Below are 25,565 nucleotides of genomic sequence, written 5' to 3' on the forward strand. Positions count from 1 at the left end.
TAGCAACTTAAAAAGTTTGATTTACACAATTTAAATTAAAAATATTCTCATAAAAAAACGCCCAGATTTTTCAACCTGGACGTTTTTACTTCAATTTAATTTATACCTATTGCTTAATAAAACGTTTCGTTACTATACCGCTTTCCGTTTTAAAACGAATTTGATACAATGCTGTTTCTAAATTACTAACATCAATAGTTCCATTGTTCAACGCGTCTTTTCTAACCATTTGACCAATGCTATTAAATACTTCATAGGTTACATCTTGAAAGGTTGTTTTAATATTTAAAACGTTTCCTTTTACAGGATTTGGATACAAGGTAATATCTTGTTCTAATTGAGGCGTATTCATATCAACCACCTCACGTGAAGCCGACTCTATACAGAATACGGTTGATTCAGAAGCCGCAAAACTACCACCAGACGCTAAAGTTCCCGTAGACCCCGTTAAAGTATACGAACCATTTCCGTACGAACAGCAAATACCATCGCCATACGCATCGGTAATTGTAAACGTATATTCGCCAGCCGCCAAACCACTAAAGGTTCTGTTAACGGTTGAGCCATCTGGATTTGATGTGGAATAGGTTGCAGATGCAACTGTCGTTCCCGAGGCATTTTTAAGCGTCCAACCCGTTTCTTGAGGATAATTATCAAAGGTTAAACTTAAGGTAACGTTACCTACGTTACAGTTTCCACCTGTTCCACCTCCTCCAGTGGTTAAACTTATATTATCAATGGCTAAATCAGCCTGCCATGTTGTTCCAACGTTTCTATTAAAACGCAATTGAACGGTTCCACCAACATAAGTTGATAAATCCACGCTTACCGATTGCCAAGAATTTCCTTTATTCCCCGACTCATTCCAAATAGAAGTCCAAGATGTGCCATTATTCGTACTCGCTTCTAACGCAATAGTCCCAAAGCTATTTGAACCATACATGTGGTATTGGAAATTGAATGTTGCAGCATTCTCGGCTGACAAATCAAAACAAGGTGAGTTTAAAATGGCCCGTTTGTTGGGATAATTAGGACTCGATGCCTCCACAAAAATATAATAACTGCCTTGAGCCGCACTTGATGGTCCTGTGTTGCTTGAAGGCGTTCCGTTTGCATCAACGGTCCAGTTCGCATCATCAGCAGTGGACTGTGTCCAATCGCCTAATGTGTTTTCAAACCCTTCAGTATACGGAAATGCCGAAACACTTCCTGAACAACCTGTGTTTGTAATTGGTAAGGTGGTAACGTTTACCGGATTACTATAGTCTGAAATATTTCCCGCAGCATCTTTAGCTCTTACTCTAAATGTATAAGCCGTGTTAGCTGTTAAGCCCGTTACTTGTCTCGTAGTTCCAGAAACACTAGCAATAATAGCGGAACCTTGATATACATCATACCCTGTGACTCCTACATTATCAGTGGACGATGACCAGCTCAAACTCGTACTTGTTTGCGTTGTATTAGTTGCAGATACATTAGCTGGCACACTTGGTGCTTGCGTATCTGGCGGATTTAATGTTGTAACATTTACCGTATTACTAGCAACAGACACATTTCCTGCGGCATCTTTAGCGCGGACACTAAATGGATATGATGTGCTGGCACTTAAACCAACTACAGCATACGATGTTCCAGAAACGGTTGCAATAATACTAGCACCTTGATAAACATCATAGGCCGTAACGGCAATATTATCAGTAGCGGCATTCCAACTTAAATTGGTTGTTGTTTGCGTTGTGTTGGATGCTGATAAATTGGTTGGCGCACTTGGCGCAACGGTATCAGGACCTTGAGATTGAATTACGATGGTATAATCTTCAACTTCGCCATAATTAAATGTTTCACATGGTGTAGGAATTCCATTGTATTTCATGGATACACGCATACGTGTAGAATTTTCAACAGCACCTGCAGGAATGGTGAAATTACCACTTACAGGTGTTGTTTTTGAAGCTGCACGCGTCCAAACTTGCTCGCCTGCATCATTAAAATCGCCATCACGATTGTAATCAATCCAAACCGAATACCCTTCATTATAAGTAGTGCCTGTCCATGTTGGTGTTACTGTTATCGTGTATTGTGTACCTTTAGTTAAGGTTGTAGAAATACCTGTGAAATCTGAATAAAATTGCGCTCCAGAGGCATTATTTATGGTGTTCAATTGCACACGACTAATGAATTCGTCATTCACATTCGTACTTGCTGACGAACAGTAATTTAGTTGCACATCCGTGGTTGTGAAGTTGATTGAACTGCTATAAGCTGAACTACTTCCACCACTACATTTACTGCGAACTTGCGCTTCATACTGTGTTAAACTACTTAATCCTGAAATAGATGTTGAAATTCCAGTTACATTATTTGTTGTCCAAGTTGTTGTTCCTGTTTGACGGTAACGTAAATCGTAAGTCGCTCCTGAAACAGCACTCCATGATAGGTTTGCCGAATTAGAATTAACACCAGAAGCATTTAAACCAGTTGGTACTGTAGCATTACAAACTACTTGACCAGCAATGGTGAAATTACTGTTAGAAATATCGAAGAAAATATGATTACTTCCCTTAACCATGATACGGTTTTGATTCCCTTGATTATTTGGAACAACCACATTTTGAGCGCCATCATTTGGAACATTTGTTGCTAAAACAATCGGATAGGTATCGCCACCATCGGTTGATAAAAAGATATCCACATTAGTAGCATTCACGCCATTACCTGTAGTTCCGGCAACATTCCACGTTACGTTTTGCGTACTTCCTGCAGACCACGTTACATTAGAGTTTGGTGCGTTTATTACAAATGGACCAGCTGTTCCATTTACCGTTACAACCATATCATCACTATTATTGGCTGCACCTCCAGCTTTATTATCTCTAACCGTCATACGGAAATTTAATGTTCGTGCTACATTGGGAACCGCTTCCCATTGCCAAGATGTACTCCCTGACTTAATGGTAGATAACCTTGGAAAATATCTTTTTGTATCCGTTGAAGGACTATAAGAACGAAACGCTACACCAGTTGTTGCTGTCGTGCTAGGGTACGTTGTGGCTGCGTTGTTTTCATCAAATTGTTCCCAGCAATACGTTAATACATCACTAGAATTAGCATCAGAACCTGAACCATTTAAAACAAAAGGCGTTCCTTTTGGAATGGTATAATTAGAGCCTGCATCGGCTGTTGGAATGGCATTTCCTGTATTGGTATTGGTCTGACAACTTCTTGATTTAATATAATTAGTAACTTGCTGAATAGAGAAGGCATGAAAATAAGGGTCACTATTGGATTGCACATCTGTAGCTCCCGTAATTCCGGCATAACCCATAATTGTTGTACCACTTCCTGGCTCAAAATGCGCATTGGTACTTTCATTTCTAAAAGAAAATGTATGGTTGGCACCAAATTGATGACCCATTTCATGGGCTACATAATCAATATCAAATGGCTCACCTTCTGGATCTGTTCGCGAGGTAAAAGCACTTCCTTTTTGTCCATTCACGCAAATACATCCTATACAACCCGCGTTTCCATTATTGGAGTCGCGTGCAAATAGGTGACCAATATCATAATTAGATTCCCCAATCACACTTGTGAGTGTTGATTGTAACTGACTATTATAATTTGACGACGAATAGGGGTCACTACCAGCATTGGTATAAATAACATTTGTATTATTAGGAATAACAACCATGGTTACATTAAAATCGTTTTCAAAAACACCATTAACACGCGTCATTGTTGCGTTTATTGCAGCTAGTGCTAATGCTTTAGTTCCACCATGGTACGCCGTATATTCGCCTGTTGTAGACACCGCCAATCTATATGTCCGCAATAAACCATCATCTGCATTTCGTAAAGAACTACCATCACCCGTAATATTCGTGTTCATAGCATCTGTTACGGTACATTCAAAATCATCTTGCTCAATTCTGCGGTCTTGACGATTAAACGCCACGTATTGACTTAAATCATTAGTATAAGCTTCAATAAAACTTGCGGGTTTATCTGGCGATAAACGCATACTCTGAAAACCTTTAGGCGACATACTAAAGCGAATAACATCCGCTGGATTGTCAATTCCTTGTCCAGCGTACGAACGAATATCAGGAAAACGCGCTTGTAAATCTGGATGCAAAACCGAAGCTTCCACTATCCGAAAGCGCTCCATGACGCCTTGATCATTTGGAAAAGACAAGATAACTTGCGATTGACGCCCAATTTCTTCGCGTTTAGAAACGTTTTGAAGCGATTGCTTTAGCGCGTTAAAATTCAATGAGAAAATCTCTGAATCTGACAAAAGAAGTTTACTGCTTTTAACAGCCTTTTTGCTGACAGCGACTTGTTTTTTCCAAAGTTTATCACTTTGAGAAAAACCTACGCTCATGCTGAATAGAACTAATAAAAAGAATAGTTTTTTAATCATAATTAATTGCTATTTATGTGATTATTTAATGAAATTTTCACGAATTTAATATAAAAATGACCATATTACTTATGTAATTGTTATTTTTTTATTGAAATAAATACAGAATTATTAACATTACGGTTTTACCACAGTAGTTTTGAAGAAAAGACTTACTTTTACATGTATGCAAACAAATAAAATTTTAGAGGTTACCAACTTAAAAATTTCATTTTCTAATAATAAAATTGAAAATGAAATTATTCATGGCATCACATATAGTTTATTTCCAAATGAAATTTTAGGCATTGTAGGTGAGTCCGGGTCAGGCAAATCAGTTTCATCATTAGCCATTATGGGACTACTCCCTAAACAGATTTCTAAAATTACTGAAGGCTCCATTTACTTTGATAATGTTGACTTAACGCAAATTTCATCTAAAGATTTTCAGGACATTCGCGGAAACGATATCGCTATGATTTTCCAAGAACCAATGAGTTCCTTAAATCCTTCAATGCGATGTGGCGAACAGGTTCGGGAGATTCTTTTACAACATACCAATTTATCCAAGTCTGCAGCAAAAACAGAAACAATTAATCTTTTTGAAAAAGTAAAACTACCCAATCCGGAACGTGTTTTTAAGGCTTATCCTCATGAAATTTCAGGCGGCCAAAAACAACGGGTTATGATTGCCATGGCTATTGCTTGTAAACCCAAAATTTTAATTGCCGATGAACCTACAACCGCTCTAGATGTAACCGTTCAAAAGGAAATTATTTTATTGCTGAAAGAACTTCAGCAAACTGAAAGCATGAGCATTTTATTCATTTCACATGATTTATCGCTTATTTCAGAAATTTCCAATCGGGTTTTGGTTATGTATCAAGGTCATATTGTGGAACAAGGATTGGTTACTGATATTTTTAATAAGCCACAACACACGTACACCAAAGCATTAATTAATGCCAGACCAGCCTTAGATGTGCGCTACAAACGTTTAGCAACCATTAAAGATTACATGAATAACACCATTGATAAAACAGTTGTTAACACTGAAGATCGCGCCAGAAATCATGAGAAAATTTATGCAAAACAACCACTTTTAACGGTTAAGAATTTAGAAAAAATCTACTTTTCAAAATCGGGTTGGTTTAAAAAAGATGAAGCTTTTAAAGCTGTCAATCAGGTTAATTTTAACTTATATGAAGGCGAAACATTGGGATTGGTTGGCGAATCTGGTTGTGGGAAATCCACATTGGCAAATGTTATTTTACAATTGGACAAAGCGTCTGCAGGGGAGATTATTTATAAAGGAAACGATATAACCTCCTTACCAAAAAACGCTATTCGAGAATTACGAAAAGATATTCAAATTATTTTTCAAGATCCGTATGCATCGTTAAATCCGAGGATTCCCGTTGGAAAAGCCATTATGGAGCCTATGAAAGTTCATGGCATTGGAACGTCAGATGTAGACAGAAAAACACGTGTTTTAGAATTATTGGAGAAGGTTGGTTTAGATGCCTCGTTCTTTTCGCGCTATCCACATGAGTTTTCTGGTGGCCAAAGGCAGCGCATAGGAATTGCGAGAATCATTGCTTTGGAACCTAAATTAATTATTTGCGATGAATCGGTTTCGGCATTAGATATTTCCGTTCAGGCACAGGTACTTAATTTACTGAATGATTTAAAAGAAAATTTTGGGTTTACCTATATATTTATTTCACACGATTTAGCTGTGGTAAAATATATGTCCGATAATTTAATTGTAATGAATAAAGGAGAAATTGAAGAAATGAATGATGCAGATATCATTTACGCAAATCCGCAAAAGGCGTACACCAAAAAACTTATTCATGCTATTCCAAAAGGATTATAGCATGAATAATTTCTTTGTTAAATACATAAAGCTTTTAATGAATCGCTTGGTGTTTTGAATACTCAAATTCAAGCTGTTTTCATAACGTGTAGGTTGTTCAGGTAGATTTGAGGCAAAATTCATAAGTAGGTTAGGTTTATGTTAGATTTGAGGTTTTTTGCTAATTTAAATTATAATAGATTTGGGGCAAATTATAATTCAAATTTCAAAAGATTCAGTTCAATTCATTAGTTAGGTTTGGGATTGCTAATATGACATATATTTTGAAAGTATCAGTTAAAATACATTATTTTTCGATGAAATACATATTATTTTAACATTTAAGATAATTTTTGAATATTTTTCCTACAAAAAATGTTATTGAAATTTATTTGATTACATTTAAACTTTAAAATTATACGATGAAAAAGTTTCTACTTTATGCTTTAGGATTGTTTTGCTTGAGTTGTACTATTCAATATGAAGGTGATACGCGTCTTGTAGCCAATGGGCAATTGCTAGACCGCAATGCCAATCCAATTCCAAATCTTGATATTGAAATTTGGGCTTACACAGATTACAACGGTTCCTATGGAAATTCTAGCGATTTAATTTCCTTAACAAAAACCAATAATTTAGGCGAATTTGAAATGGTGTTTCCAAAAGCCAAAGGAAATATATCCTACGAAATAAAAGCTTTGGACAACACGTATACGTATCAAAACAAAACGGTTTCAAATATTAAAGCTTTCAATTTTGTAGACTATACGTTTTCATCAACCAACCTATTTACTTTGATTGAAATAGATGACATTATGCAGCTAACCATTATTCTGAATAATGTAAACACAGAAAATCAAATTATAGATATTTCCATAGATGGCATTTTGGCTAAAAATCATGTTTATGCGAATCCTATAGAGGAACCTGAACCTTATTATTACGGCAGTTATTATGAAACCGTTGCTAAAAACCAAACGCTTATTATCCATTACGATGTAAGAAATAATAACACACAAACCGTTTCTTCGTTTCAAGAAATACTTGATGTTAGCGATGAAGATATTTATGAATACACCCTAAATTATTAAGTAATGAAACATTTTTTAATAGTGATTCTCTTGTGCCCAGTTTTTGTTTTTGCACAAGAAAATCGCCGTACGGAATTTGAATCTGAGTTTGAACCTCGACCAGAATTCTACATTTACATGATAAATCATAATAATTTTGGCGACAACTATCTATCCGAAGCTAATGATCCAAATTTTCTAGGAGTTGGACTTCAAATAAATGCTTTTAAAGCTTATAATTTTAAAATAGGTATTGGTGGTGAATATATGGAGTATACGGTAACCAACAAAACATTAGGTGGCAACATTAACAAGTCCTTTTATTATGCTGCGTATCTTAAACTGCAATATGAAATAGATTTTAAGGACAGTTGGGCTGTTGAACCTTTAATAGGTATTGGTAGAACTAGAATCCACCAAAAAAGTGGTTCGAAAGATTTCGATGATTTTTACGGAACCGCATTTTACCTAGGTAGTAACTTACTCTATAAATTTACAGATCATGTGGCTGTGTATCTAGGCGCAAATTATAATTATACACAGTTTGATGTTAAAACAGCTACTGCTTATAAGGATTTCTTTCAAAAAGCCAATCAAATTCAAGTCCAGCTAGGCTTAATTTTTTCGATTGGCAATAATTAGAAAAACTGTTTTGAATATTTTTTTAAAATGGAATTCCGCTAAAGCTCCATTTAGTTTTGCATTTCTATTTTATGCGAGGGTTAAACTGAATTCGCTCAAATGCTCATTTCAGGGATTGTGCCTTCTATAATTAAAGTGCCTTCCGTTGCTTTTTGAATCTCTTCAATAGAAACACCTGGCGCACGTTCTAAAAGCTTGAAGCCTTTATCTGTAACTTCTATAACCGCAAGATTCGTCACAATTTTTTTAACGCAACCAACACCAGTTAATGGCAATGAGCAACGTTTTAGTAGTTTAGATTCGCCTGCTTTGTTTGTATGCATCATAGCCACGATTATGTTTTCAGCACTTGCCACTAAATCCATAGCACCACCCATACCTTTTACCATTTTGTTTGGAATTTTCCAGTTGGCAATGTCGCCATTTTCCGCCACTTCCATGGAACCTAATATGGTTAAATCTACATGTTGCCCACGAATCATAGAAAAACTCATAGCCGAATCGAAGAAACTAGCTCCTGGTAAGGTGGTAATGGTTTGTTTTCCGGCATTTATAATATCGGCATCTTCTTCGCCTTCAAAAGGAAATGGTCCCATGCCAAGCACGCCATTTTCACTTTGAAATTCTACTTCTATATCGTCTCGCACGTAATTGGCAACCAAGGTTGGAATACCAATTCCTAAATTCACGTAGTAACCGTCTTGAACTTCCTGTGCTATGCGTTTTGCTATTCCGTTTTTATCTAACATGTTTTAATAATTTGAAGATTTGTTAATTTGATGATTTGAAAATTAGCTTTGTTTACTACTTGATATTATTTTCGACATAATTTTAATTATGGATTTCAAATCGTCATTAATTAGTTTGTCTGGCGTTGGATAATGCTGTGATTGTTCACATAACTTTAACCAATACTGTTATTCATCTGCTTCTTTAGCCGCAATTTTAAATTTATGAATAAAATCTTTTTTGCTCTCTGCATTCTGTGCTTCTGCTACGTTAGCACCAATAGATGTTCCACTTCTAAATATTTGAGAAGCCATTTCATATTTATGATTCTTTCTAATTTCTTCAGAAAAATCAATGATATTCAATGATAATTTGAAAGTTAGCGTCACTATAATATTTTCCTTATCGTTCCTCATCTTCAAATTTTCAAATCATCACATCGTTTAATCCCTTTTTCTAACTGTACGTTGTTCAATACGTTTTTCGTAGTTTTTACCTTCAAAAATACGTTGCACAAAAATTCCAGGTATATGGATTTGGTTGGGATTTAGTTCACCAACTGGTACTAATTCTTCAACCTCAACAACGGTTATTTTGGCTGCACCACACATATTTGGATTAAAGTTTCTGGCTGTTCCCTTAAAAATTAAATTCCCAGCAGCATCACCTTTCCAAGCTTTTATAAAAGCAAAATCGGCTTTAAAAGCATGTTCTAACACATACATTTTACCATCAAATTCGCGGGTTTCTTTACCTTCGGCAACTTCCGTCCCATAACCAGCAGGTGTGTAAATAGCTGGGAAACCAGCCTGTGCTGCACGACAACGTTCGGCTAATGTTCCTTGCGGAATTAATTCCACATCCAATTCACCACTTAACATTTGACGCTCAAACTCATCATTCTCACCAACGTAAGAGGAAATCATTTTTTTTATTTGGCGTTTGTGCAGCAATAATCCCAATCCGAAATCGTCCACACCAGCATTATTAGAAATACAGGTTAAACCTTTTACTTCCAATTCTACCAATTTGGCGATACAGTTTTCTGGAATACCACTTAATCCAAAACCGCCAAACATAAAGGTCATATTATCGGTTACACCTTGCAAGGCTTCATTAATATCTGCAACTTGTTTATTAATCATATTCTGTTTTTTTGCTTCCGAAAAATACAAAATAAAAAAGCCATTCGGAAGGGAATGGCTTTTGAAATTTTTGGGTGTGAATTACTTATCAATAAAGACAAATTGACATTATAGTTTATAAGCCACTTTAAACATAAAAATTCGTGGCATAATAAAGGTTTTGCCATCGCTTATATAAAAGCTTGAAAATGAATTTTGCTGTTTAAATTCGGTATTAAAAATGTTTGAAATACCCATTTCAAAACCCCAAGGACTATTTTCTGTTTGATAGAAAAGTGATGCATTAGCGTTGTCAAATTGATTTTTTATACCAGCTGTTTTATTCTTATAATTGTTGAATGTGTAATCGGCTTTGAAAATAAAATCGTTTAGAAAATCATATTCTAAAGCGGTGAAAATCTCATTGTTTTCAAATTTTGTTTTGTTTCCAAAGGCTTGATAATTACTAAAATCCTTGGTGTAAGCAATTTCGAAATTAGGCCAATTTTTAAAAAATGATTCTGCGCTAATCGTGGAAGAAACGCCTTTAGAAATATTTAAATTTGTTTGATTATTAACCAACTGATAAAAATCATTATAGGTAAAGCGACTTTTAAATTTATAGCTAATTTTTCTAATTTTCTTATTAATGGCGCCATTTACCGTCCACGTATGCTCTGGTTGACTAAACATTATTTGTGTACTGAATTGTTCAATACCATTTAACTGCGTAACGGTTTTAATTTGCTCAATTTTTTTAGTTAGGTTCGTCCCAACATTTAAATAAAAACCTTTAAAAAAACTAGATTTATAATAATTTAAACTAGCTGAATGATACAATTGATTTTCCAAACTCGTGTTCCCTTTATAAACCCTATTAAAGTTAGATAGTACAAAATTGCCTGCAAGCTGGTCAACACTTGGAAAACGCGCTTGCAACTGGTATTTAAAATTAATTTTTTCGCTATTATTAAATTCAATTTTAGTTGAAAATTGGGGTAATAATAAGGCTTTACTTTTAGAGTCTTTATCATTAAATTGGCTGGTGTTCCATAAATAAATATGGTAATATAAAGCTGGCTTAAAGGTTGCAATACCTATTTGAAACTTATATTCTAAACCTATAAATGGATTAACAAACTGATATTGAAAATCATTACCAAAACCAGCACTTGAAAAATTGTTGATGCTGCCATCACTCAATAATTGCGCGTCATTTGAATACAGGTTATCAAAAGCGGCATTAATACCAATACTTGTATATAAATGATTAAAACTATTTAATACCCAATAATCCTTAACTATAGCATTTGCCACATGGGTTTTTATTTTTTTTGTTTGACGAATATTATAAAAATCATCGGTTTCCAACGGAATTAACCCTTGTAGAATTTGCTGATTCGTTTGCCAATTAACAACAGGTTTATTATTTTGGAAAGTATAAGAAGCTTCTAAAGTACCAGTATGACTGTCAGTTAGTTTTTTACTGTAACTAACCTGCTGTTCCAGATTAATATTTTTAATATCAGATTGCGTTGCTATTTGGTTGTTTTGCACAGGATTTATAGTTGAAATAAATCCTTGACTATCATTGTTAGAAATCTTTACAAAACTATTATAACTCAAATCTTCTTTAAAACTTGGTTTGTATTCATAGGTTAGTTTTCCGATGGTGAAAAAAGTATTTACTGTGTTATTGCTTGTTCTATCTTCTATAAATGGTGTTTCATTATCTAAATAAGCCGTATTCGTTTCGGTTTGTGTTTCTATTTTGGCATTATTAGTAATAACATAAGCACTTATATCCGAATTTTTACTTATGGATTGCCTAATATTTCCAGCAGCAAATTGGTTGGTATTGGATTTATAATCGTTATTGTTTAAATACCTGGAAAAATCGCTATTAAACAAATTAAAATAACTCCCAACATCGTCCATGAGTTTACCAAAACCTCCTTCAAACTCTAAATAATCTCGAAATGTAAAACTCTTAACACCTGTATTATTCAAATCGCCTATAAAATTCAAGGTTGTTTCTGGACTATAGTAAAATATGTTTGGATGCACCACATAACGTTCTTTTATTCCAGTTCCCGCTTCTACATCGCCAAACACAAACTTCTTTTTATCTGCTTTCAATTTTATGTTCATGGCTAAGGTCTCACTATCTTTTAAGCCTTTCAGCATAGCAACTTCATTATAATTATCTAGCATTTCTACCTTATCAATGGCATCGGCAGGAATATTGTTTACGGCTAGTTTACTATTTCCAGTAAAAAAGACTTTATCTTCAACCAACACTTTGGTTACACGCTTCCCGTTGGATGTTACGTTACCATCTCTATCCACCTCAACACCAGGCAATTTTTTTAAAACATCACGCAGTTTACGTTCTTCGCCTGTTACAAATTTATCTGCTAAATATATAATGGTGTCTTTTTTTACGGTTACAGGTGGTGTGTAGTGCAGCTCTACTTCTGTAAGTTGATTTAAACTTTCTTTCAAAGAGAAATTTTTAGAAATATTTGTTTCGGCTGTGACTAGTGTAAACGTTTGTGGCTCGTATCCCAAATAACTAACTGTAACTTCATACGTTTGGTTCATCTCTAATTTTAAGAGATAGTTACCTGCTTTATCGGTAATTGAAAAACGCATATCGGCATTTTCAGCATCTGGAACAGCCAGAATATTAGCATATTCTAATGGGTTTTGGAGCGTATCTTTAATAACGCCTGTTACCTCAATATTCTGGGCTTGTAAAACTACATGTGCCAAGAAAATGATAGCAGAAGTCAGTATATATTTCATGCAATGACACTTTGAGTTTAGAAATAATAATTACCTTCCAGAATTTTCTTTTAAAGTAGAAAAGGAAATAGTTTGCTGTTTTTGATAGTCCTCTTTACTTATAGTTTCACCTTCAGGCCAATTGATAACAATGAGTTTTTTAGGATTTAAGACGACTTTTTTAGCTACAAAATGCACAATATGGTCTTTATATTCCAAAACCAGACCAGGTAAATTGCCTACGTATTCTTTTGGCCCAAATGCTATTGGTATTTGTGGTGTGTACCAAACTTCAATGGCAACGGTTTCTTCATTCATTAATTCCTTGTATGCCATGGCTTTGTAACAAACATAATCACCAATTTTTTTAATATTTTTTGTTAATTTCCAATCAATGTGTTCAAGGTTACTTTCTATATAAAGATCGGTACTTGAGTTATCTTGTAAAATTTGTTTTTTTAGTAATAAATTGGTGTAATAGTCACCTTGAGCTACCGCTCTTACAGCTAACATTTTATTTCTATCCAAACCTCCCAAAACCATAGCATTAACTAATCCAAATTTAGATTGAAATCCATTAAAGCTTAATTTACATTCAAAATTTGATGCTGTTTCAGCCATACTACTAAAAATTTGAAGGGCTGATTTATTTGATTCTCTTTTATAACGTTCTGCAACTGCGTTATAAATTGGCTCTAAACTCACAGAATAGGCAACAACACCTGATACTTGCTTGCTTTGAGCAATACTATTTAAATGCATAAGTAGTACTAAAATACTGAAACAATATTTTTTCATATTTGGATAAAATTAAAAAACCATATTACAAATAAATTAAGATAAATGTAATATGGTCTCTAGTTAATCTATAGTTTTTACTCGCACAATTCTAGTGCTGATTGCAGTACTGCACCAGTATAAAAACCGTCGCCACCAGAATACTCGTATATAAAATCTGCCAAATACCATGCATTCTCTTCACAAGTTTTTTGTTTTTGTTCAATTTTTAATGCGCTTAAATTAACAGCATTAATGCTTCCTGCAAAAAATAATGTTAGAATGGTAATACTTAGTACTTTTCTCATAATTTCTAAAATTTTAAACCTGTTATTAATTTTTAGAACAGGTTGCTTAATAAACATTTTTGGCTTATAGTAAAGCCTTGACGTTTTAACTTTAGAAGTTTTGTTGAAGTTATTGTTTTGAAGTTTTGTGTACGTTATCCATAATAGAATATAAATAAAAAACTGACACCAGTTTAAGATCTCGATCATGCTTCGAGCAACCATTTTAGAAACTTCAAATCTAAACCAATTCCTCTCGGCTTTTCAAACCTAAAAAAAAAACTATTATGTACACAAGCTTTTTTAGAGAATTTTATGTATTTCATCGAAAACTCAAAAAACCGTTACGGTTTTACCGTAAAAAGGGATCCTGTCCGCACTAATACTTTTTTACCTCTACTAAAATTGGTAAATTCGATTGGTGTATTTTTAACTACTTTTAGTTTTTATCAAAAAAATCTGCCATTTTATCACCAACCATTTTTAGAAATTCAGCTTCTTTTATTGTTTTATCAGAATTGGGTCTTTCTATAAATTTGACACTAGTGTCTTTTATTATTATATGTGACGCGTAAAATGTTAACTTTCTATTTATGGTTGCTTCTAATATCAATCCTGGTAAGCCAGTTAATCCGTTTGGACCATAAGAAACCGGTATTTTATTAGTAAACCAGGCTGTAATATTTGAGTTTAATGACTCCGCCTTATAGCATGTGAAATCTCCTATTTGTTTTGTTTCGTTCATAATTTTCCAAGACTCTTTGTTAAAAGGCATCAAAATATTAAAATTTATCCCAGAAAAATTCTTGTTTAATATTTTCACCGAGTCTTGTGTGCTTGTGTAGTAAAGTCCTCGAATAAATATGGACGCCATATTATAATATGGATCTGTATCTAAAGCCATTTTTTCAACTTGATAAAAAACACTTTCTTTTGAATTAAACTGAAGACGACATTCAATTAATTGACTGGCCTTGTTAATAGCCGTTATCCTGTTTTTAATAGAATTATCCAAGTTTTGATTTTTTAGATCATCTATTACTTTAACTTTATAATGTATTGTAGATATCGTCTCATGCTGTTGAGCAGTTGATATATGGATACAAAAAACTAAACTTAAAAAAGATGGAAAATACTTAACAAAACTAGGATAATTCATATGTGATAATTTACTTACTGGAGTGAATGCAAATAATGAATATTAACAACCCTGAATAAGCAATAAAACTAATTCAGCTCCTTGGTCTTCAGAATAACCGTAATTTTCCATATAGTAGAAAGCTATTTCTCTTGCCTCATCAATACAGTCTTTTTTCTGAATTACCTCTTTGGCTATACTTTTATTTGATGTCATACTCATCATAAAGATAGACAAACAAAAAATACTCAATAATTTTCTCATAATTTCTAAAATATTAAACCTGTTTACAATTTATAGAACAGGTTGATTAATAAACGTGTTTAGCTTATAATAAAGCCTTGAAGTTTTAATTTAGAAGTTTTATTTGAAGTTATTGTTTTGAAGTTTTGTGTACGTTATCCATAATAGGATACAAATAAAAAAACTGACGCCAGTTTAAGATCTCGATCAAGCTTCGAGCAACCATTTTAGAAACTTCAAATCTAAAATAATTCCTCTCGGCTTTTCAAACCTAAAAAAAAAAATTACAATTTACACAAGCCTTTTTAGAGAATGTTATGCATTTCATCGAAAACTGAAAAACCCGTTACGGTTTTCCCGTAAAAAGGTCCAGTTTCAGCACTTTAGGTTTTTTGGAGTTTTAGGTTTTGGCTGGAATTCTTGTTACCGTTATCGATACTTCCATTTTGAACTATTGCTCAAATGACCACTCCTGTTTGCTGACAGGCAGGCGAGTTGATGGAAAGTTTTAAATAGTTTTTAGGAGATTCCTCGGTATACCCGGAATGACAGTTTGCTTATTAATTTAAAATAGAAAATATGTAGTACTGTATTAGTATTAAGAAATCAAAAATCATAAAACGTTACTCCCTAAAATGAGATTCCCGCTTTCGCAAGAATTTTAAAAATCCAACTCATCCGGAATTTCTTCCGCTGGAACGGTTTCTTCACCTGCTTCCACATAATCATCACAATCTACTTGAATGGTTAAATCTTTTGGCGCTTCAAAATCGCTTGTAGAAATACCCAATGCTTCATCGTCAATGCAACTACGCATATACATACCCCAAATAGGTAATGCCATAGCAGCACCTTGGCCATAGGTAATAGTTTTAAAATGTGTGGCACGATCTTCTGCACCTACCCAAACGCCTGTTACTAAATTCGGCACCATACCCATAAACCAACCGTCACTTTGGTTTTGTGTGGTTCCTGTTTTTCCAGCAATCGGGTTTTTAAATTCATAAGGATACCCTGTAATAATTTCGGGATAAACACCAGTTTTAGGCATCCAAGTTCGTCTTAAACGCGCTCCAGAACCTACTCTAGTTACACCTTCCATTAATTTAACAGTTACATAGGCCGTTTCTGCACTAATAACATCGCGAGATTCTGGTGTAAATTGGTATAAAACGGTTCCGTTTTTATCTTCTATATGCGTTACCATAACCGGTTTAGTATAAACACCTTGATTGGCAAAAGTGGCATATGCTGCCACCATTTCATAAACACTTAAATCAGCTGTTCCTAAACCAATAGAAGGCACGGCAGGAATATTAGATTCCACGCCTAATTTTTTAACTAAATCTATAACAGGCTGCGGCCCCACTTTATCCATTAAACGTGCGGTAATAGTATTTACTGAATTTGCCAAAGCCGCTTGCAGAGTTACTTCTCCGCCATAATTACCATCGGAATTTTTTGGTGTCCAAGGCTCTGGATTTCCAAATTTCAGAGCTTCAATAGTGATTTGCGATTGTGGCATTTTATAACAAGGTGATAAATGCAATTGATCTATAGCTGTAGCGTAAACAAACGGTTTGAACGTAGAACCTACTTGACGTTTACTTTGCTTAACATGATCATATTGAAAATGTCTGTAATTCATTCCGCCAACCCATGCTTTTACATGACCGGTTAAAGGATCCATAGACATCATACCTGGATGTAAGAATTTCTTATAATAACGCATAGAATCCATGGGTTTCATAATGGTATCTATTTCGCCTTTCCATGAAAAAATAGACATGGCTGTTGGTTTATCAAAAGACGCTATAATTTCTTTATCGCTTTTTCCATCTTTTTTCATAACACGCCAACGCTCTGATTGGCGCATACCACGATTCATTAAGGATTCAATTTCATTTTTATCTAAATCTAAAAACGGTGCCGTTGGGTTGCGTTCTGGTGTGTTTTGATTATCAAATTCGGCCTGTAATCTTGGCATGTGTCTTTGTACAGCTTCTTCAGCATAGTTTTGCATGCGCGAATCAATTGTGGTGTATACTTTTAAACCATCGCCATATAAATTATATTTCTCACCGTCTGGTTTAGGATTGTTTCTAATCCAATCTTTCATAAAGCCATCTAAATATGCTCGGAAATAGGTAGCAATGCCATCCCTGTGTGATTGTGGCGAATAGCGTAAACCTAATTCTAACGCTTTTAATGAATCGCTAGTTTTTGTATTAATATAATCATACTTTTCCATTTGGTTTAAAACCACATTTCGGCGGTTTCTAGTTCCTATAGGATTTCTATGGTCACGTGGATTGTATAAGGATGAGTTTTTAAACATCCCAACCAACATAGCAGATTCTTTTATATCTAATTCATTCGGTTCCTTATCAAAATAAATGCTAGCTGCCGAACGAATTCCGTCAGCATTATTCCCAAAATCATAAATATTAAAATACATGGCAATAATTTCTTCTTTAGTATATTGGCGTTCCAGCTTGATGGCTATTATCCATTCCTTAGCTTTTTGGAGTACGCGTTCTGCAATATTTGAAGAGCCTTCGCCATGGAATAACTGTTTAGCCAATTGTTGAGAAATAGTACTGGCACCACCTCCGCTACCTAATTTTACCACAGCACGCAGTGTTCCACGTGCATCAACACCGGAATGCTCATAAAAACGCGCGTCTTCGGTTGCTACTAGAGCATCTACTAAATGTTTTGGGAGTTCATCAAAACTCACTGGCGTCCGATTGTCATTGAAGTAAAATTTACCCAATGTTTTTCCATCCGAAGAAATAATTTCAGTGGCTAAATTTGTTTTGGGATTCTCCAAAACAGTATGATCTGGCAATGCACCAAAAACGCCCCATGACGCCAATAAAAACATTAATACAACAGCAGAAATGCCACCTAAAAATAACGTCCAAAACCAACGCACATATTTTTGAAACCCGTTGGACGTATTTGCTTGTTTTTTTGCTTGTTTCTTTTTTGCCATTGTATAAATACTAATTGATACTGAAATTTAATTTTTTGGTTCTATTGGGTGTTCAATTCTAAAGCCTACTTCTGTAATCCCTTCTAAATTTATAACGCCATTAACCTTGCCATTTTCACGCATGGCTTGTTGAATTTTTATTTGATAGTCGCCTGATTCACTAAAAACAACCCCTTCTTTATACCACAATTTACTTTCTTTTACATCTGTAAAACCAGTACCTAAAAGTTCGCCATTAGGTTTTGCCATTCTATATTGCAAGGTATCCTTGATTACCTTTCCGTTTGGAAAATCCATTTCAACAATTAAATAGAGATTATTAAATCGGTAATCGTTATTATTACGTAAATTAACAAACAAGTTATACGGGTTAATAGAGTCTGGTGCTTGAAATTTAAATTGCACCACAGAGTCTTTATGCCATGTATTTGGAACCGATTTGTAGGTGTCGTAAACCCGGTTAGAATCGCATGAAGTTACTCCCAAAAACGCCATAACAGCTATTAACATCAAAAATTTATTTGGCATCATTGGAATCGTTCTTTTTACCTTGTGGCTTACGTCTTTTATTTGGCTTATTCGGTTTATTAGCACCTGCTTTAATATTCGTATTAGTGTCTTTATTTACCGTTTCTTTTCTAGGTTTAGGTCTATTTCTAGGTTTAGGCTTATTAGCTTTTGGTCTGTTTCCATCTTTGGCTTGTGCATCCTTATTGGTTGCTTTGGCTCTGTTTGGCGGCCTGTTTCCCTTTCGGTTATTACTTTTACGTTTTTTATTGTGTTTTAGACTATCAAAACGTGTTAAACTATCTTGTCCCACAACGTTTTCATATTCACTTTTAGTATCTTTTATTAATTCAACCGCATACTCTTCTAAGCTTGCCGGTTTTTTCTTTTCTTTATTAAGCGCAATAATTTCATTGGCTTGAGCCGTTGTAATTAAATGCCAATTCATCCATTCACCTTCGTATGCATACCACATGTGACCTTTAAAAATATCTGTTTTTTGGCAAACAGCTGTCCCTTTTTCTGTATAGAGTTTTATTTCGGTTTTTGGAAAATCTTTAAGCGCATCCAAATAGGTATCCAATTCATAATTTAAACAGCATTTTAATTTACCACACTGCCCAGCAAGTTTTAACGGATTTAATGATAATTGCTGATACCGTGCAGCTGATGTACTTACCGAACGAAAATCTGTTAACCAGGTAGAACAACATAATTCCCGACCACAAGAACCTATACCTCCTAAACGCGAGGCTTCTTGACGGAAACCAACTTGTTTCATTTCAATACGGGTTTTGAACTCTTTGGCAAATAGTTTAATTAGCTCTCTAAAGTCCACACGCTCTTCTGCTGTATAGTAAAAAGTAGCCTTGCTACCATCACCTTGATATTCTATATCTGAAATTTTCATGTATAATTTCAAATCGATAGCAAACTGACGTGCTTTCACTTTCATAGGCTCTTCTAAATCACGAGCATCAGACCAAATATCTATATCTTTTTGTGAAGCTTTTCGGTATATTTTGAAAAATTCCGGATCTGTTTCCGAAACTTTTTTACGTTTCATTTGTACACGTACTAATTCACCTGTTAACGTAACCATACCAATATCGTGGCCATACTCCGCCTGGGTTGCCACAATATCCCCAATACTTAAAGTTAAATTTTCTGTATTTTTATAATAGTGTTTTCGTCCGTTTTTAAAACGAACCTCAACCCAATTAAATGGCTCTTGACCATTAGGTAGTGTCATGTTTGCTAGCCAATCAAATACCGTTAATTTATTACAACTATCTGTGCCACAGGTACCATTGTTTTTACAACCTTTTGGTTGTCCATCTTTGCCTGTTGAGCAAGTGTTACAACTCATAATTTATATATATATAGATTCTGAAAACCTAAATGCCTTCAGAAGACGATTAATAATCCTTTTAAAGATGTAAAGATAAGATTATTTATTAAGTTAAATAATATATGATATATGCGGGTTTTAAAAATAATAAACTATCTTTATGTATTGATTGCTAGTAGTTTAAAATTTATTTTTTTAAATTAAAGCACATTATTAAGCTTTTGTTTTTTTTAATACTCCCCATTTTTTTTTTTTTAGATCGTACTATAAACCACTTAAAACTTTAATTATGAAATCTAATTTTACGTACGCCATTTTTATTAGTTTTTTAATATTCTCGTTTAACAAGACCTATTCTCAAGATTTTATGTCTGGAAAAGGAGATACTGAATTCATTTTTAATGAAGCTAAAATACCTTGTTTAACAGTCGCACAAAGAGAACAGATTAAAAGCCAATTACAGTATAATGTGAATGTATTAAAACAACAAAATAAATTAGCTTACAATGAAGCCCATAAAGTTGGTGGCCATGTATTGTTTGCATGGCCGCTGCAACAGGCACCTGCCTTTAATTACAATGATACATGGGCCATTTCTGGATATGTAGATCACAATACAGCTTTCCCCAATCAATTATTAGACTATAATTGTGGAAGCATTACCTATGATACTGCTTCTGGTTATAATCATCAAGGTTTAGATATTTATTTGTGGCCATTTTCTTGGAAACAAATGGATGATTCTCAAACAGAAATTATTGCAGCTGCGGCTGGTCAAATTATAAATAAAGGCGATGGTCAGTTTGATAGAAGTTGTAATTTTAATAATAATACTTGGAACGCCGTTTATGTACAGCACAATGATGGAAGTATTGCTTGGTATGGCCATATGAAAAACGGCTCTGTGACTTCAAAAAATATTGGAGATATGGTTTCTGTTGGTGAGGTTCTTGGAACCGTAGGTAGTTCCGGTAACTCCACGGGTCCACATTTACATTTTGAAGTTTATACAGACAATAGCTACACACAACTTATAGACCCCTATTATGGCAATTGTAATAGTATGAATGTGGATTCTTGGTGGTTAAACCAAAAACCATATAGTAATCCAAACATTAATGCTGCCTTAACGCATACTGATAATCCTGTTGTATTTCCAACTTGTCCAACCGCAGAAACAACTTATGAAAGCAACACGTTTGAACTAGGCGATACCATTTACTTAACGGCCTTTTTAAGAGATCAGGTAGCAGGAACCAATTTAAGCGTCCAGATTTTAAGACCTGATAACTCCTCCTTTTATAGTTCTTCCTTTAATACAACGACAACTAGTTCTTCGTGGTATTATTATTGGTATTTCAACTCTTTTGATGCCATTGGTGATTGGAAATGGCAAGTTACATACGAAGGGCAAACGGTAACACATTTGTTTACGATTCAAACGCTTGGTATTGATGAAAATGAATTACAAACCGTTGCTGTTTATCCAAATCCAACGACAAGTAATATTTATATTTCTTCAGGAAATCAGATTATAACAAAAGTTAAAATAGTTGATATTCATGGTAAAATAATCAAAACTATAACTAATAACGTTGATGGTATTACAACTGTAAATTTAGAGGATATTTCTAACGGGCTTTATTTTTTAAGCCTTGAAAGTACTACAAATCAGAAGAAAACTATCAAAGTTATAAAAGCGTAATTATGAATTAAATTCAATTTCATAATTCAACCGATTAGAAGCCGACTTTAATTCTGTTTTCGATTTAAAAATATTGCGAAACAAGAGCTTATTCCATCCAATTTTTTTGGAATAGCTATTAAAGCTTTCTTCCTGCCAATTAAAGCCTTCACGCCAAAATTTTTGTGGAGAAACATAGCAAAATGTATAATCGAAAATAAAGCTAGAATCGTTTATTTTATTGTGATTTGGTATGGTGTCAGACGCTAAAAGTGTTATATTATTAGCTTTACAACGCGCTTTAATTTGGTTAATAATTTTTGGGTAATCTGCTCTTAAAGTCTCTAAATCAAAATCGTTGTATTCGGTATTTCCAATTTTCTGAATCGGTCGAATTTGAAGTATATCAAAACTTTCGCCATTAAAATGCTCAAAGAAATCGGCTAATTCATAAAAATTATCCTTGTTGAAGGTGTAATTGATACGTACTTTAAACTCATAGTGTTTTTTCAATTTTTCGAAAGCCTTGAATGCTGCATGAAATTTTTCGTAGCTGGCCTTTTTCATAAAGTTTTCATAGCTTTCCTTATGAACACCATGAAGGGAAATGGTAAATTCATTTAAACCAGCCTTTATTAGTGCTTCAATTTTTTCTTCGTCTAATAAATTGGCATTCGTAGTAATAGAAATATATGGAACGTTGTAAGCTTTTCCTAGCGCTACCACCTTCACCAAGTCCTTATATAAAGTTGGTTCTGTTCCACAACCAATTTGAAGTTTTAAAGCACGTTTAAAAATAGTTTGGGCAACCTGCTCCAATTCAGCTTCTTTAAACTGACCTTTTAGCGTTTTTACGTAATCCGCATCCGTAAAATAGCACATTTTACAACGCAGATTGCAAGCCATAACGGGATCTAAATTTACAGCCAAGTAGCGTTGATTAAACGTATGCAACAAATAGAGGCCAAGAAATTTAATTCTGTGGCTTTTAATTTTTCTATTGAGTTGTAACAGTTTATAAATATTCATTACGGGATGTTAATCAATTATTTTTAACGCTTATAATCTTGACAGGACACGCTTTTGATGCATTTTCACACGCTTCCAAGATGCTAAAATCGTTTGATTTTAAAGTGAAAAAACCTTTCTTTTCTATAGCGTGCAACAACACTGTTTTCCCGTCTTTTTTGGACATCTGGAATTGGTTTGGTGCCATTTCCACACAGTAATTGCAGCCAATACATTTATGCCGTTGTAAGGTAATAATTACCATTAGGCTTCTACTTTATTTTCAACAATTTTATACAATTTATCTGAAGGTCTTATTTTAAAATCCATAGGAACAGTCACTAAATCACCTTTAGAACCTTTATCAGTCCTTGAATTGTTCACCATCAGTTCTGTTACTACCATTTCTTTAGCTCCAGTAGTTGGACCCGTAACTAAAATAGTATCTCCAACGGTTACATCAAAGGCTTCAATTTTAAATTCGCCTATTGTAGCTTTCGGGTAAAAATGTGTGCCTTTACCTATATACACCTTTTTTTGTGTAGCTTGAGACCCAGAACTATTGCTCCATTCGCCAAGTTTCTGACCTAAATAATAGCCACTCCAAAACCCACGATTGTAAACTTTTTCTAATTCCTGCATCCAGGAAATAACCTTTTCTTTGTTATATGTGTCATTTGCAACACTATCTATAGCATCACGATAACATTTAATAACTTTTGCTACATACTCTGGTGCACGTCCTCGACCTTCAATTTTCAAAACTTTAATTCCGGCGTCAACAATTTCATCAAGAAAATCTATAGTACACAAGTCCTTTGGAGACATAATGTACTCATTATCCAATTCCATTTCAAAACCTGTTTCTTGGTCTATAACGGTATATTTTTTTCGGCAATTTTGTTTGCAAGCTCCCCTGTTTGCTGAAGAATTATGCGAATGCAAACTCATATAGCATTTTCCGGAAACAGCCATACAAAGCGCGCCATGACCAAAAATTTCAATCTCTATTAATCTACCAGAAGGCCCTTTTATTTGCTCTTTTTCTATGTGTTCGGTTATTTTTTTTACTTGTCGCAAACTCAATTCTCGACTCAACACCATGGTGTCAGCAAACATGGCATAAAATTTAACCGTTTCAATATTCGTGATGTTTAATTGGGTAGAAATATGCACTTCCATACCAAGCTCTCTAGCCGAAGAAATAACGGCCTGATCCATAGCAATAACTGCTGTAATATTAGCTTCCTTGGCTTGTTTTAATAAGGTTTTTACAATGGATAAATCGTGATCATAAATAATGGTATTTAACGTTAAGTAGGTTCTCACATTTTTGGCCTCACAACGTTTAGCTATTTCGGGTAAATCGGCAATGGTAAAATTAACCGTTGCACGAGCTCTCATATTTAACTGTTCTACACCAAAATAAACGGAATTGGCCCCATTATCTAAAGCGGCTTGAAGTGATTCAAAATTCCCTGCAGGTGCCATTAATTCTATATGCTGCATAATCGTGAAATTTTAGGAATTAGAATTCTTGAAATTTTCAAAAATGTTACGCAGGTCTTTTTTATACGGCAAATGATCGGCTCGTCCCTTTTTAAAGATATCGTTGCTATTACCCTGTCCTTTACGCAAGGCTTTTTGCTCTTCGAAAGATAATTGAATAATTTCCTGACAGGTTGTAGAACAGCAGTTTTCCATTTTTTCCTTACAAGACTCACACTGAATAAAAAGTAAATGACACGCCTCATTGGCACAATTGGTGTGCAAATCAGCAGGCTCACCACATTGGTGACATTGTGCTATAACATCGTCTGAAATTCTTTCAGAACGACGCTCATCAAATACAAAATTCTTGCCTATAAATTTATTCTCTAATCCTTTTGCTTCCACTTGGCGCACATAATTAATGATACCACCTTCCAATTGATACACATTTTTAAACCCCTTATGTTTGTAATACGCACTCGCTTTTTCACAACGAATCCCACCTGTGCAATACATAACCAATTTTTTATCTTCTTTATGGTCTCGTAAATCCGCTTCAATAATATCTAAAGACTCCCGAAAAGTATCCACATCTGGTTTTACGGCATTTATAAAATGACCTATTTCACTTTCATAATGATTTCGCATATCTACCAAAACCACGTTTGGATCGTCAATAAGTTGATTGAATTCTTCGGCTTCAACGTGAATGCCTTTATTGGTTACATCAAACGTATCATCGTTTAAACCATCGGCTACAATTTTATCACGCACTTTCACTTTTAGTTTTAAGAATGAAAAATTATCGTGTTCAATAGCAATATTTAATCGCACATTTTCCAGAAATGATATGGTGTCCAAATGATTTTTAAACAGCGTGAAATTATCTGCTGGCACGGAAAGTTGAGCGTTTATGCCTTCATGAGCCACATATATACGTCCTAAAACGTCTAGGTTATTCCAGTTTAGAAATAAGTGATCTCTAAATGCGTTTGGATTGTCAATTTTCGCGTATTTATAGAAAGAAATAGTCAAGCGTTCTTTTCCCGCTTGCTCAATAAGTTCAGTTCTTTCTTTGGCGCTTAAGGTATTGTACAGTTGCATGCTATACTAATGTTTAAGGTTAAAGAATATTTTAGCTGCAAATGTACTATTTTTTGTGCGAATCTGATTTTTCATCAAACAAAAAGCACTTTATAATGATTTATAAAGTGCTTTAAGTAGACTAACTCGTTATTACTATTTTTTTTAATTCAAAAAAATAACAATCCGAGCTAACCTCCATCGGCTTTGCAGCTTCCGTTTATAACTACGGTTACTGAAACGCCTAATTCTCCTATTAATAATATTTTTCTAATAAATCTCATAGCAAAAGTTTCCCAGCTTTATTAAGTAGATGCAAAAACAACAAAAAGGTTGCGTCATAAAATTGTAAAGTGAAAAAAGAGTGGTATTTTAGCAACACTTTT

General features: G+C 34.3%; 19 protein-coding genes and 1 pseudogene. 4 read left to right on the forward strand and 16 right to left on the reverse strand.

Annotated elements, in window-relative coordinates; translation table 11 throughout:
- Positions 1-106: 106 nt before the first annotated feature.
- Complete coding sequence (locus tag GMA17_RS12510) at positions 107-4,423, reverse strand: reprolysin-like metallopeptidase (RefSeq protein ID WP_248396689.1); 4,317 nt, start codon at positions 4,421-4,423, stop codon at positions 107-109.
- Between the two features lie 166 nt (positions 4,424-4,589).
- Here GMA17_RS12510 and GMA17_RS12515 point away from each other — a divergent pair, with 166 nt between their 5' ends.
- The 3 genes from GMA17_RS12515 (at position 4,590) to GMA17_RS12525 (ending at position 7,972) form a co-directional block, all read left to right on the forward strand.
- Entirely contained in the window at positions 4,590-6,281 is a 1,692-nt protein-coding gene (locus tag GMA17_RS12515) for an ABC transporter ATP-binding protein (protein ID WP_248396692.1), read from the forward strand.
- Between the two features lie 401 nt (positions 6,282-6,682).
- On the forward strand, positions 6,683-7,351 hold the full coding sequence (locus tag GMA17_RS12520; RefSeq protein WP_248396694.1) for a hypothetical protein: 669 nt from the start codon (positions 6,683-6,685) through the stop codon (positions 7,349-7,351).
- A 3-nt stretch (positions 7,352-7,354) separates the two neighbouring features.
- The gene (locus tag GMA17_RS12525) at positions 7,355-7,972 is read left to right on the forward strand and encodes an outer membrane beta-barrel protein (protein ID WP_248396696.1); all 618 of its coding nucleotides are present in this window, start codon (positions 7,355-7,357) and stop codon (positions 7,970-7,972) included.
- A gap of 95 nt (positions 7,973-8,067) precedes the next feature.
- On the opposite strand, the gene GMA17_RS12530 is transcribed toward GMA17_RS12525, so the two are convergent.
- From GMA17_RS12530 to ricT, 11 genes and pseudogenes are all read right to left on the reverse strand, one after another.
- Positions 8,068-8,721, reverse strand: coding sequence for a CoA transferase subunit B (locus GMA17_RS12530; protein ID WP_248396697.1), 654 nt, complete (start codon positions 8,719-8,721; stop codon positions 8,068-8,070).
- A gap of 42 nt (positions 8,722-8,763) precedes the next feature.
- Positions 8,764-9,117: pseudogene (locus GMA17_RS12535) on the reverse strand (four helix bundle protein).
- A gap of 27 nt (positions 9,118-9,144) precedes the next feature.
- The gene (locus GMA17_RS12540; protein ID WP_248396699.1) at positions 9,145-9,846 is read right to left on the reverse strand and encodes a CoA transferase subunit A; all 702 of its coding nucleotides are present in this window, start codon (positions 9,844-9,846) and stop codon (positions 9,145-9,147) included.
- Positions 9,847-9,954: 108 nt separating this feature from the next.
- A complete protein-coding gene (locus tag GMA17_RS12545) occupies positions 9,955-12,633 on the reverse strand; it encodes a carboxypeptidase-like regulatory domain-containing protein (RefSeq protein WP_248396702.1) in 2,679 nt (892 codons plus the stop codon).
- A 30-nt stretch (positions 12,634-12,663) separates the two neighbouring features.
- Positions 12,664-13,410 carry a GLPGLI family protein gene (locus GMA17_RS12550; protein ID WP_248396705.1) on the reverse strand — a complete coding sequence of 249 codons (747 nt, stop codon included), beginning with the start codon at positions 13,408-13,410 and terminating at the stop codon, positions 12,664-12,666.
- Between the two features lie 77 nt (positions 13,411-13,487).
- Positions 13,488-13,697 carry a hypothetical protein gene (locus tag GMA17_RS12555; protein ID WP_248396707.1) on the reverse strand — a complete coding sequence of 70 codons (210 nt, stop codon included), beginning with the start codon at positions 13,695-13,697 and terminating at the stop codon, positions 13,488-13,490.
- Positions 13,698-14,115: 418 nt separating this feature from the next.
- Complete coding sequence (locus tag GMA17_RS12560; protein WP_248396709.1) at positions 14,116-14,835, reverse strand: GLPGLI family protein; 720 nt, start codon at positions 14,833-14,835, stop codon at positions 14,116-14,118.
- Positions 14,836-14,877: 42 nt separating this feature from the next.
- A complete protein-coding gene (locus tag GMA17_RS12565) occupies positions 14,878-15,030 on the reverse strand; it encodes a hypothetical protein (RefSeq protein ID WP_248396711.1) in 153 nt (50 codons plus the stop codon).
- Between the two features lie 688 nt (positions 15,031-15,718).
- A complete protein-coding gene (locus GMA17_RS12570) occupies positions 15,719-18,055 on the reverse strand; it encodes a penicillin-binding protein 1A (RefSeq protein WP_248396714.1) in 2,337 nt (778 codons plus the stop codon).
- A 27-nt stretch (positions 18,056-18,082) separates the two neighbouring features.
- On the reverse strand, positions 18,083-18,586 hold the full coding sequence (locus GMA17_RS12575) for a gliding motility lipoprotein GldH (protein ID WP_371922372.1): 504 nt from the start codon (positions 18,584-18,586) through the stop codon (positions 18,083-18,085).
- Positions 18,573-19,931 carry a regulatory iron-sulfur-containing complex subunit RicT gene (gene ricT, locus GMA17_RS12580; RefSeq protein ID WP_248396716.1) on the reverse strand — a complete coding sequence of 453 codons (1,359 nt, stop codon included), beginning with the start codon at positions 19,929-19,931 and terminating at the stop codon, positions 18,573-18,575. The genes GMA17_RS12575 and ricT overlap by 14 nt, the downstream gene beginning before the upstream one ends.
- A gap of 271 nt (positions 19,932-20,202) precedes the next feature.
- On the opposite strand from ricT, the gene GMA17_RS12585 reads away from it, so the two are divergent.
- Complete coding sequence (locus GMA17_RS12585; RefSeq protein WP_248396719.1) at positions 20,203-21,618, forward strand: peptidoglycan DD-metalloendopeptidase family protein; 1,416 nt, start codon at positions 20,203-20,205, stop codon at positions 21,616-21,618.
- Here the strand turns inward: GMA17_RS12585 and GMA17_RS12590 are convergent, their stop codons facing one another.
- Genes GMA17_RS12590 through GMA17_RS12605 form a run of 4 tightly spaced genes read right to left on the reverse strand, consistent with a single transcriptional unit; the run spans position 21,619 to position 25,200 of the window.
- Entirely contained in the window at positions 21,619-22,626 is a 1,008-nt protein-coding gene (locus GMA17_RS12590) for a radical SAM protein (protein ID WP_248396721.1), read from the reverse strand. It abuts the gene before it with no gap.
- A gap of 13 nt (positions 22,627-22,639) precedes the next feature.
- Complete coding sequence (locus GMA17_RS12595; RefSeq protein WP_248396723.1) at positions 22,640-22,870, reverse strand: ferredoxin; 231 nt, start codon at positions 22,868-22,870, stop codon at positions 22,640-22,642.
- A complete protein-coding gene (locus GMA17_RS12600; RefSeq protein WP_248396725.1) occupies positions 22,870-24,114 on the reverse strand; it encodes a peptidase U32 family protein in 1,245 nt (414 codons plus the stop codon). Before GMA17_RS12600 ends, GMA17_RS12595 begins: the two co-directional genes overlap by 1 nt.
- 12 nt (positions 24,115-24,126) lie before the next feature.
- A complete protein-coding gene (locus tag GMA17_RS12605) occupies positions 24,127-25,200 on the reverse strand; it encodes a rhodanese-related sulfurtransferase (RefSeq protein ID WP_248396727.1) in 1,074 nt (357 codons plus the stop codon).
- Positions 25,201-25,565 lie beyond the last annotated feature (365 nt).

The organism is Bizionia sp. M204 (genome assembly GCF_023205095.1).
In the GTDB taxonomy this organism is placed as follows: domain Bacteria; phylum Bacteroidota; class Bacteroidia; order Flavobacteriales; family Flavobacteriaceae; genus Algorimicrobium; species Algorimicrobium hallyeonense.

Coding starts and splice junctions, on each gene's coding strand:
- GMA17_RS12520 (WP_248396694.1), top strand. CDS start 6,683: ATGAAAAAGTTTCTACTTTATGCTTTAGGATTGTTTTGCTTGAGTTGT.
- GMA17_RS12590 (WP_248396721.1), bottom strand. CDS start 22,626: ATGAATATTTATAAACTGTTACAACTCAATAGAAAAATTAAAAGCCAC.
- GMA17_RS12555 (WP_248396707.1), bottom strand. CDS start 13,697: ATGAGAAAAGTACTAAGTATTACCATTCTAACATTATTTTTTGCAGGA.
- GMA17_RS12585 (WP_248396719.1), top strand. CDS start 20,203: ATGAAATCTAATTTTACGTACGCCATTTTTATTAGTTTTTTAATATTC.
- GMA17_RS12525 (WP_248396696.1), top strand. CDS start 7,355: ATGAAACATTTTTTAATAGTGATTCTCTTGTGCCCAGTTTTTGTTTTT.
- GMA17_RS12550 (WP_248396705.1), bottom strand. CDS start 13,410: ATGAAAAAATATTGTTTCAGTATTTTAGTACTACTTATGCATTTAAAT.
- GMA17_RS12540 (WP_248396699.1), bottom strand. CDS start 9,846: ATGATTAATAAACAAGTTGCAGATATTAATGAAGCCTTGCAAGGTGTA.
- GMA17_RS12530 (WP_248396697.1), bottom strand. CDS start 8,721: ATGTTAGATAAAAACGGAATAGCAAAACGCATAGCACAGGAAGTTCAA.
- GMA17_RS12570 (WP_248396714.1), bottom strand. CDS start 18,055: ATGGCAAAAAAGAAACAAGCAAAAAAACAAGCAAATACGTCCAACGGG.
- GMA17_RS12545 (WP_248396702.1), bottom strand. CDS start 12,633: ATGAAATATATACTGACTTCTGCTATCATTTTCTTGGCACATGTAGTT.
- GMA17_RS12605 (WP_248396727.1), bottom strand. CDS start 25,200: ATGCAACTGTACAATACCTTAAGCGCCAAAGAAAGAACTGAACTTATT.
- GMA17_RS12565 (WP_248396711.1), bottom strand. CDS start 15,030: ATGACATCAAATAAAAGTATAGCCAAAGAGGTAATTCAGAAAAAAGAC.
- GMA17_RS12510 (WP_248396689.1), bottom strand. CDS start 4,423: ATGATTAAAAAACTATTCTTTTTATTAGTTCTATTCAGCATGAGCGTA.
- GMA17_RS12515 (WP_248396692.1), top strand. CDS start 4,590: ATGCAAACAAATAAAATTTTAGAGGTTACCAACTTAAAAATTTCATTT.
- ricT (WP_248396716.1), bottom strand. CDS start 19,931: ATGAGTTGTAACACTTGCTCAACAGGCAAAGATGGACAACCAAAAGGT.
- GMA17_RS12600 (WP_248396725.1), bottom strand. CDS start 24,114: ATGCAGCATATAGAATTAATGGCACCTGCAGGGAATTTTGAATCACTT.
- GMA17_RS12575 (WP_371922372.1), bottom strand. CDS start 18,586: ATGATGCCAAATAAATTTTTGATGTTAATAGCTGTTATGGCGTTTTTG.
- GMA17_RS12595 (WP_248396723.1), bottom strand. CDS start 22,870: ATGGTAATTATTACCTTACAACGGCATAAATGTATTGGCTGCAATTAC.
- GMA17_RS12560 (WP_248396709.1), bottom strand. CDS start 14,835: ATGAATTATCCTAGTTTTGTTAAGTATTTTCCATCTTTTTTAAGTTTA.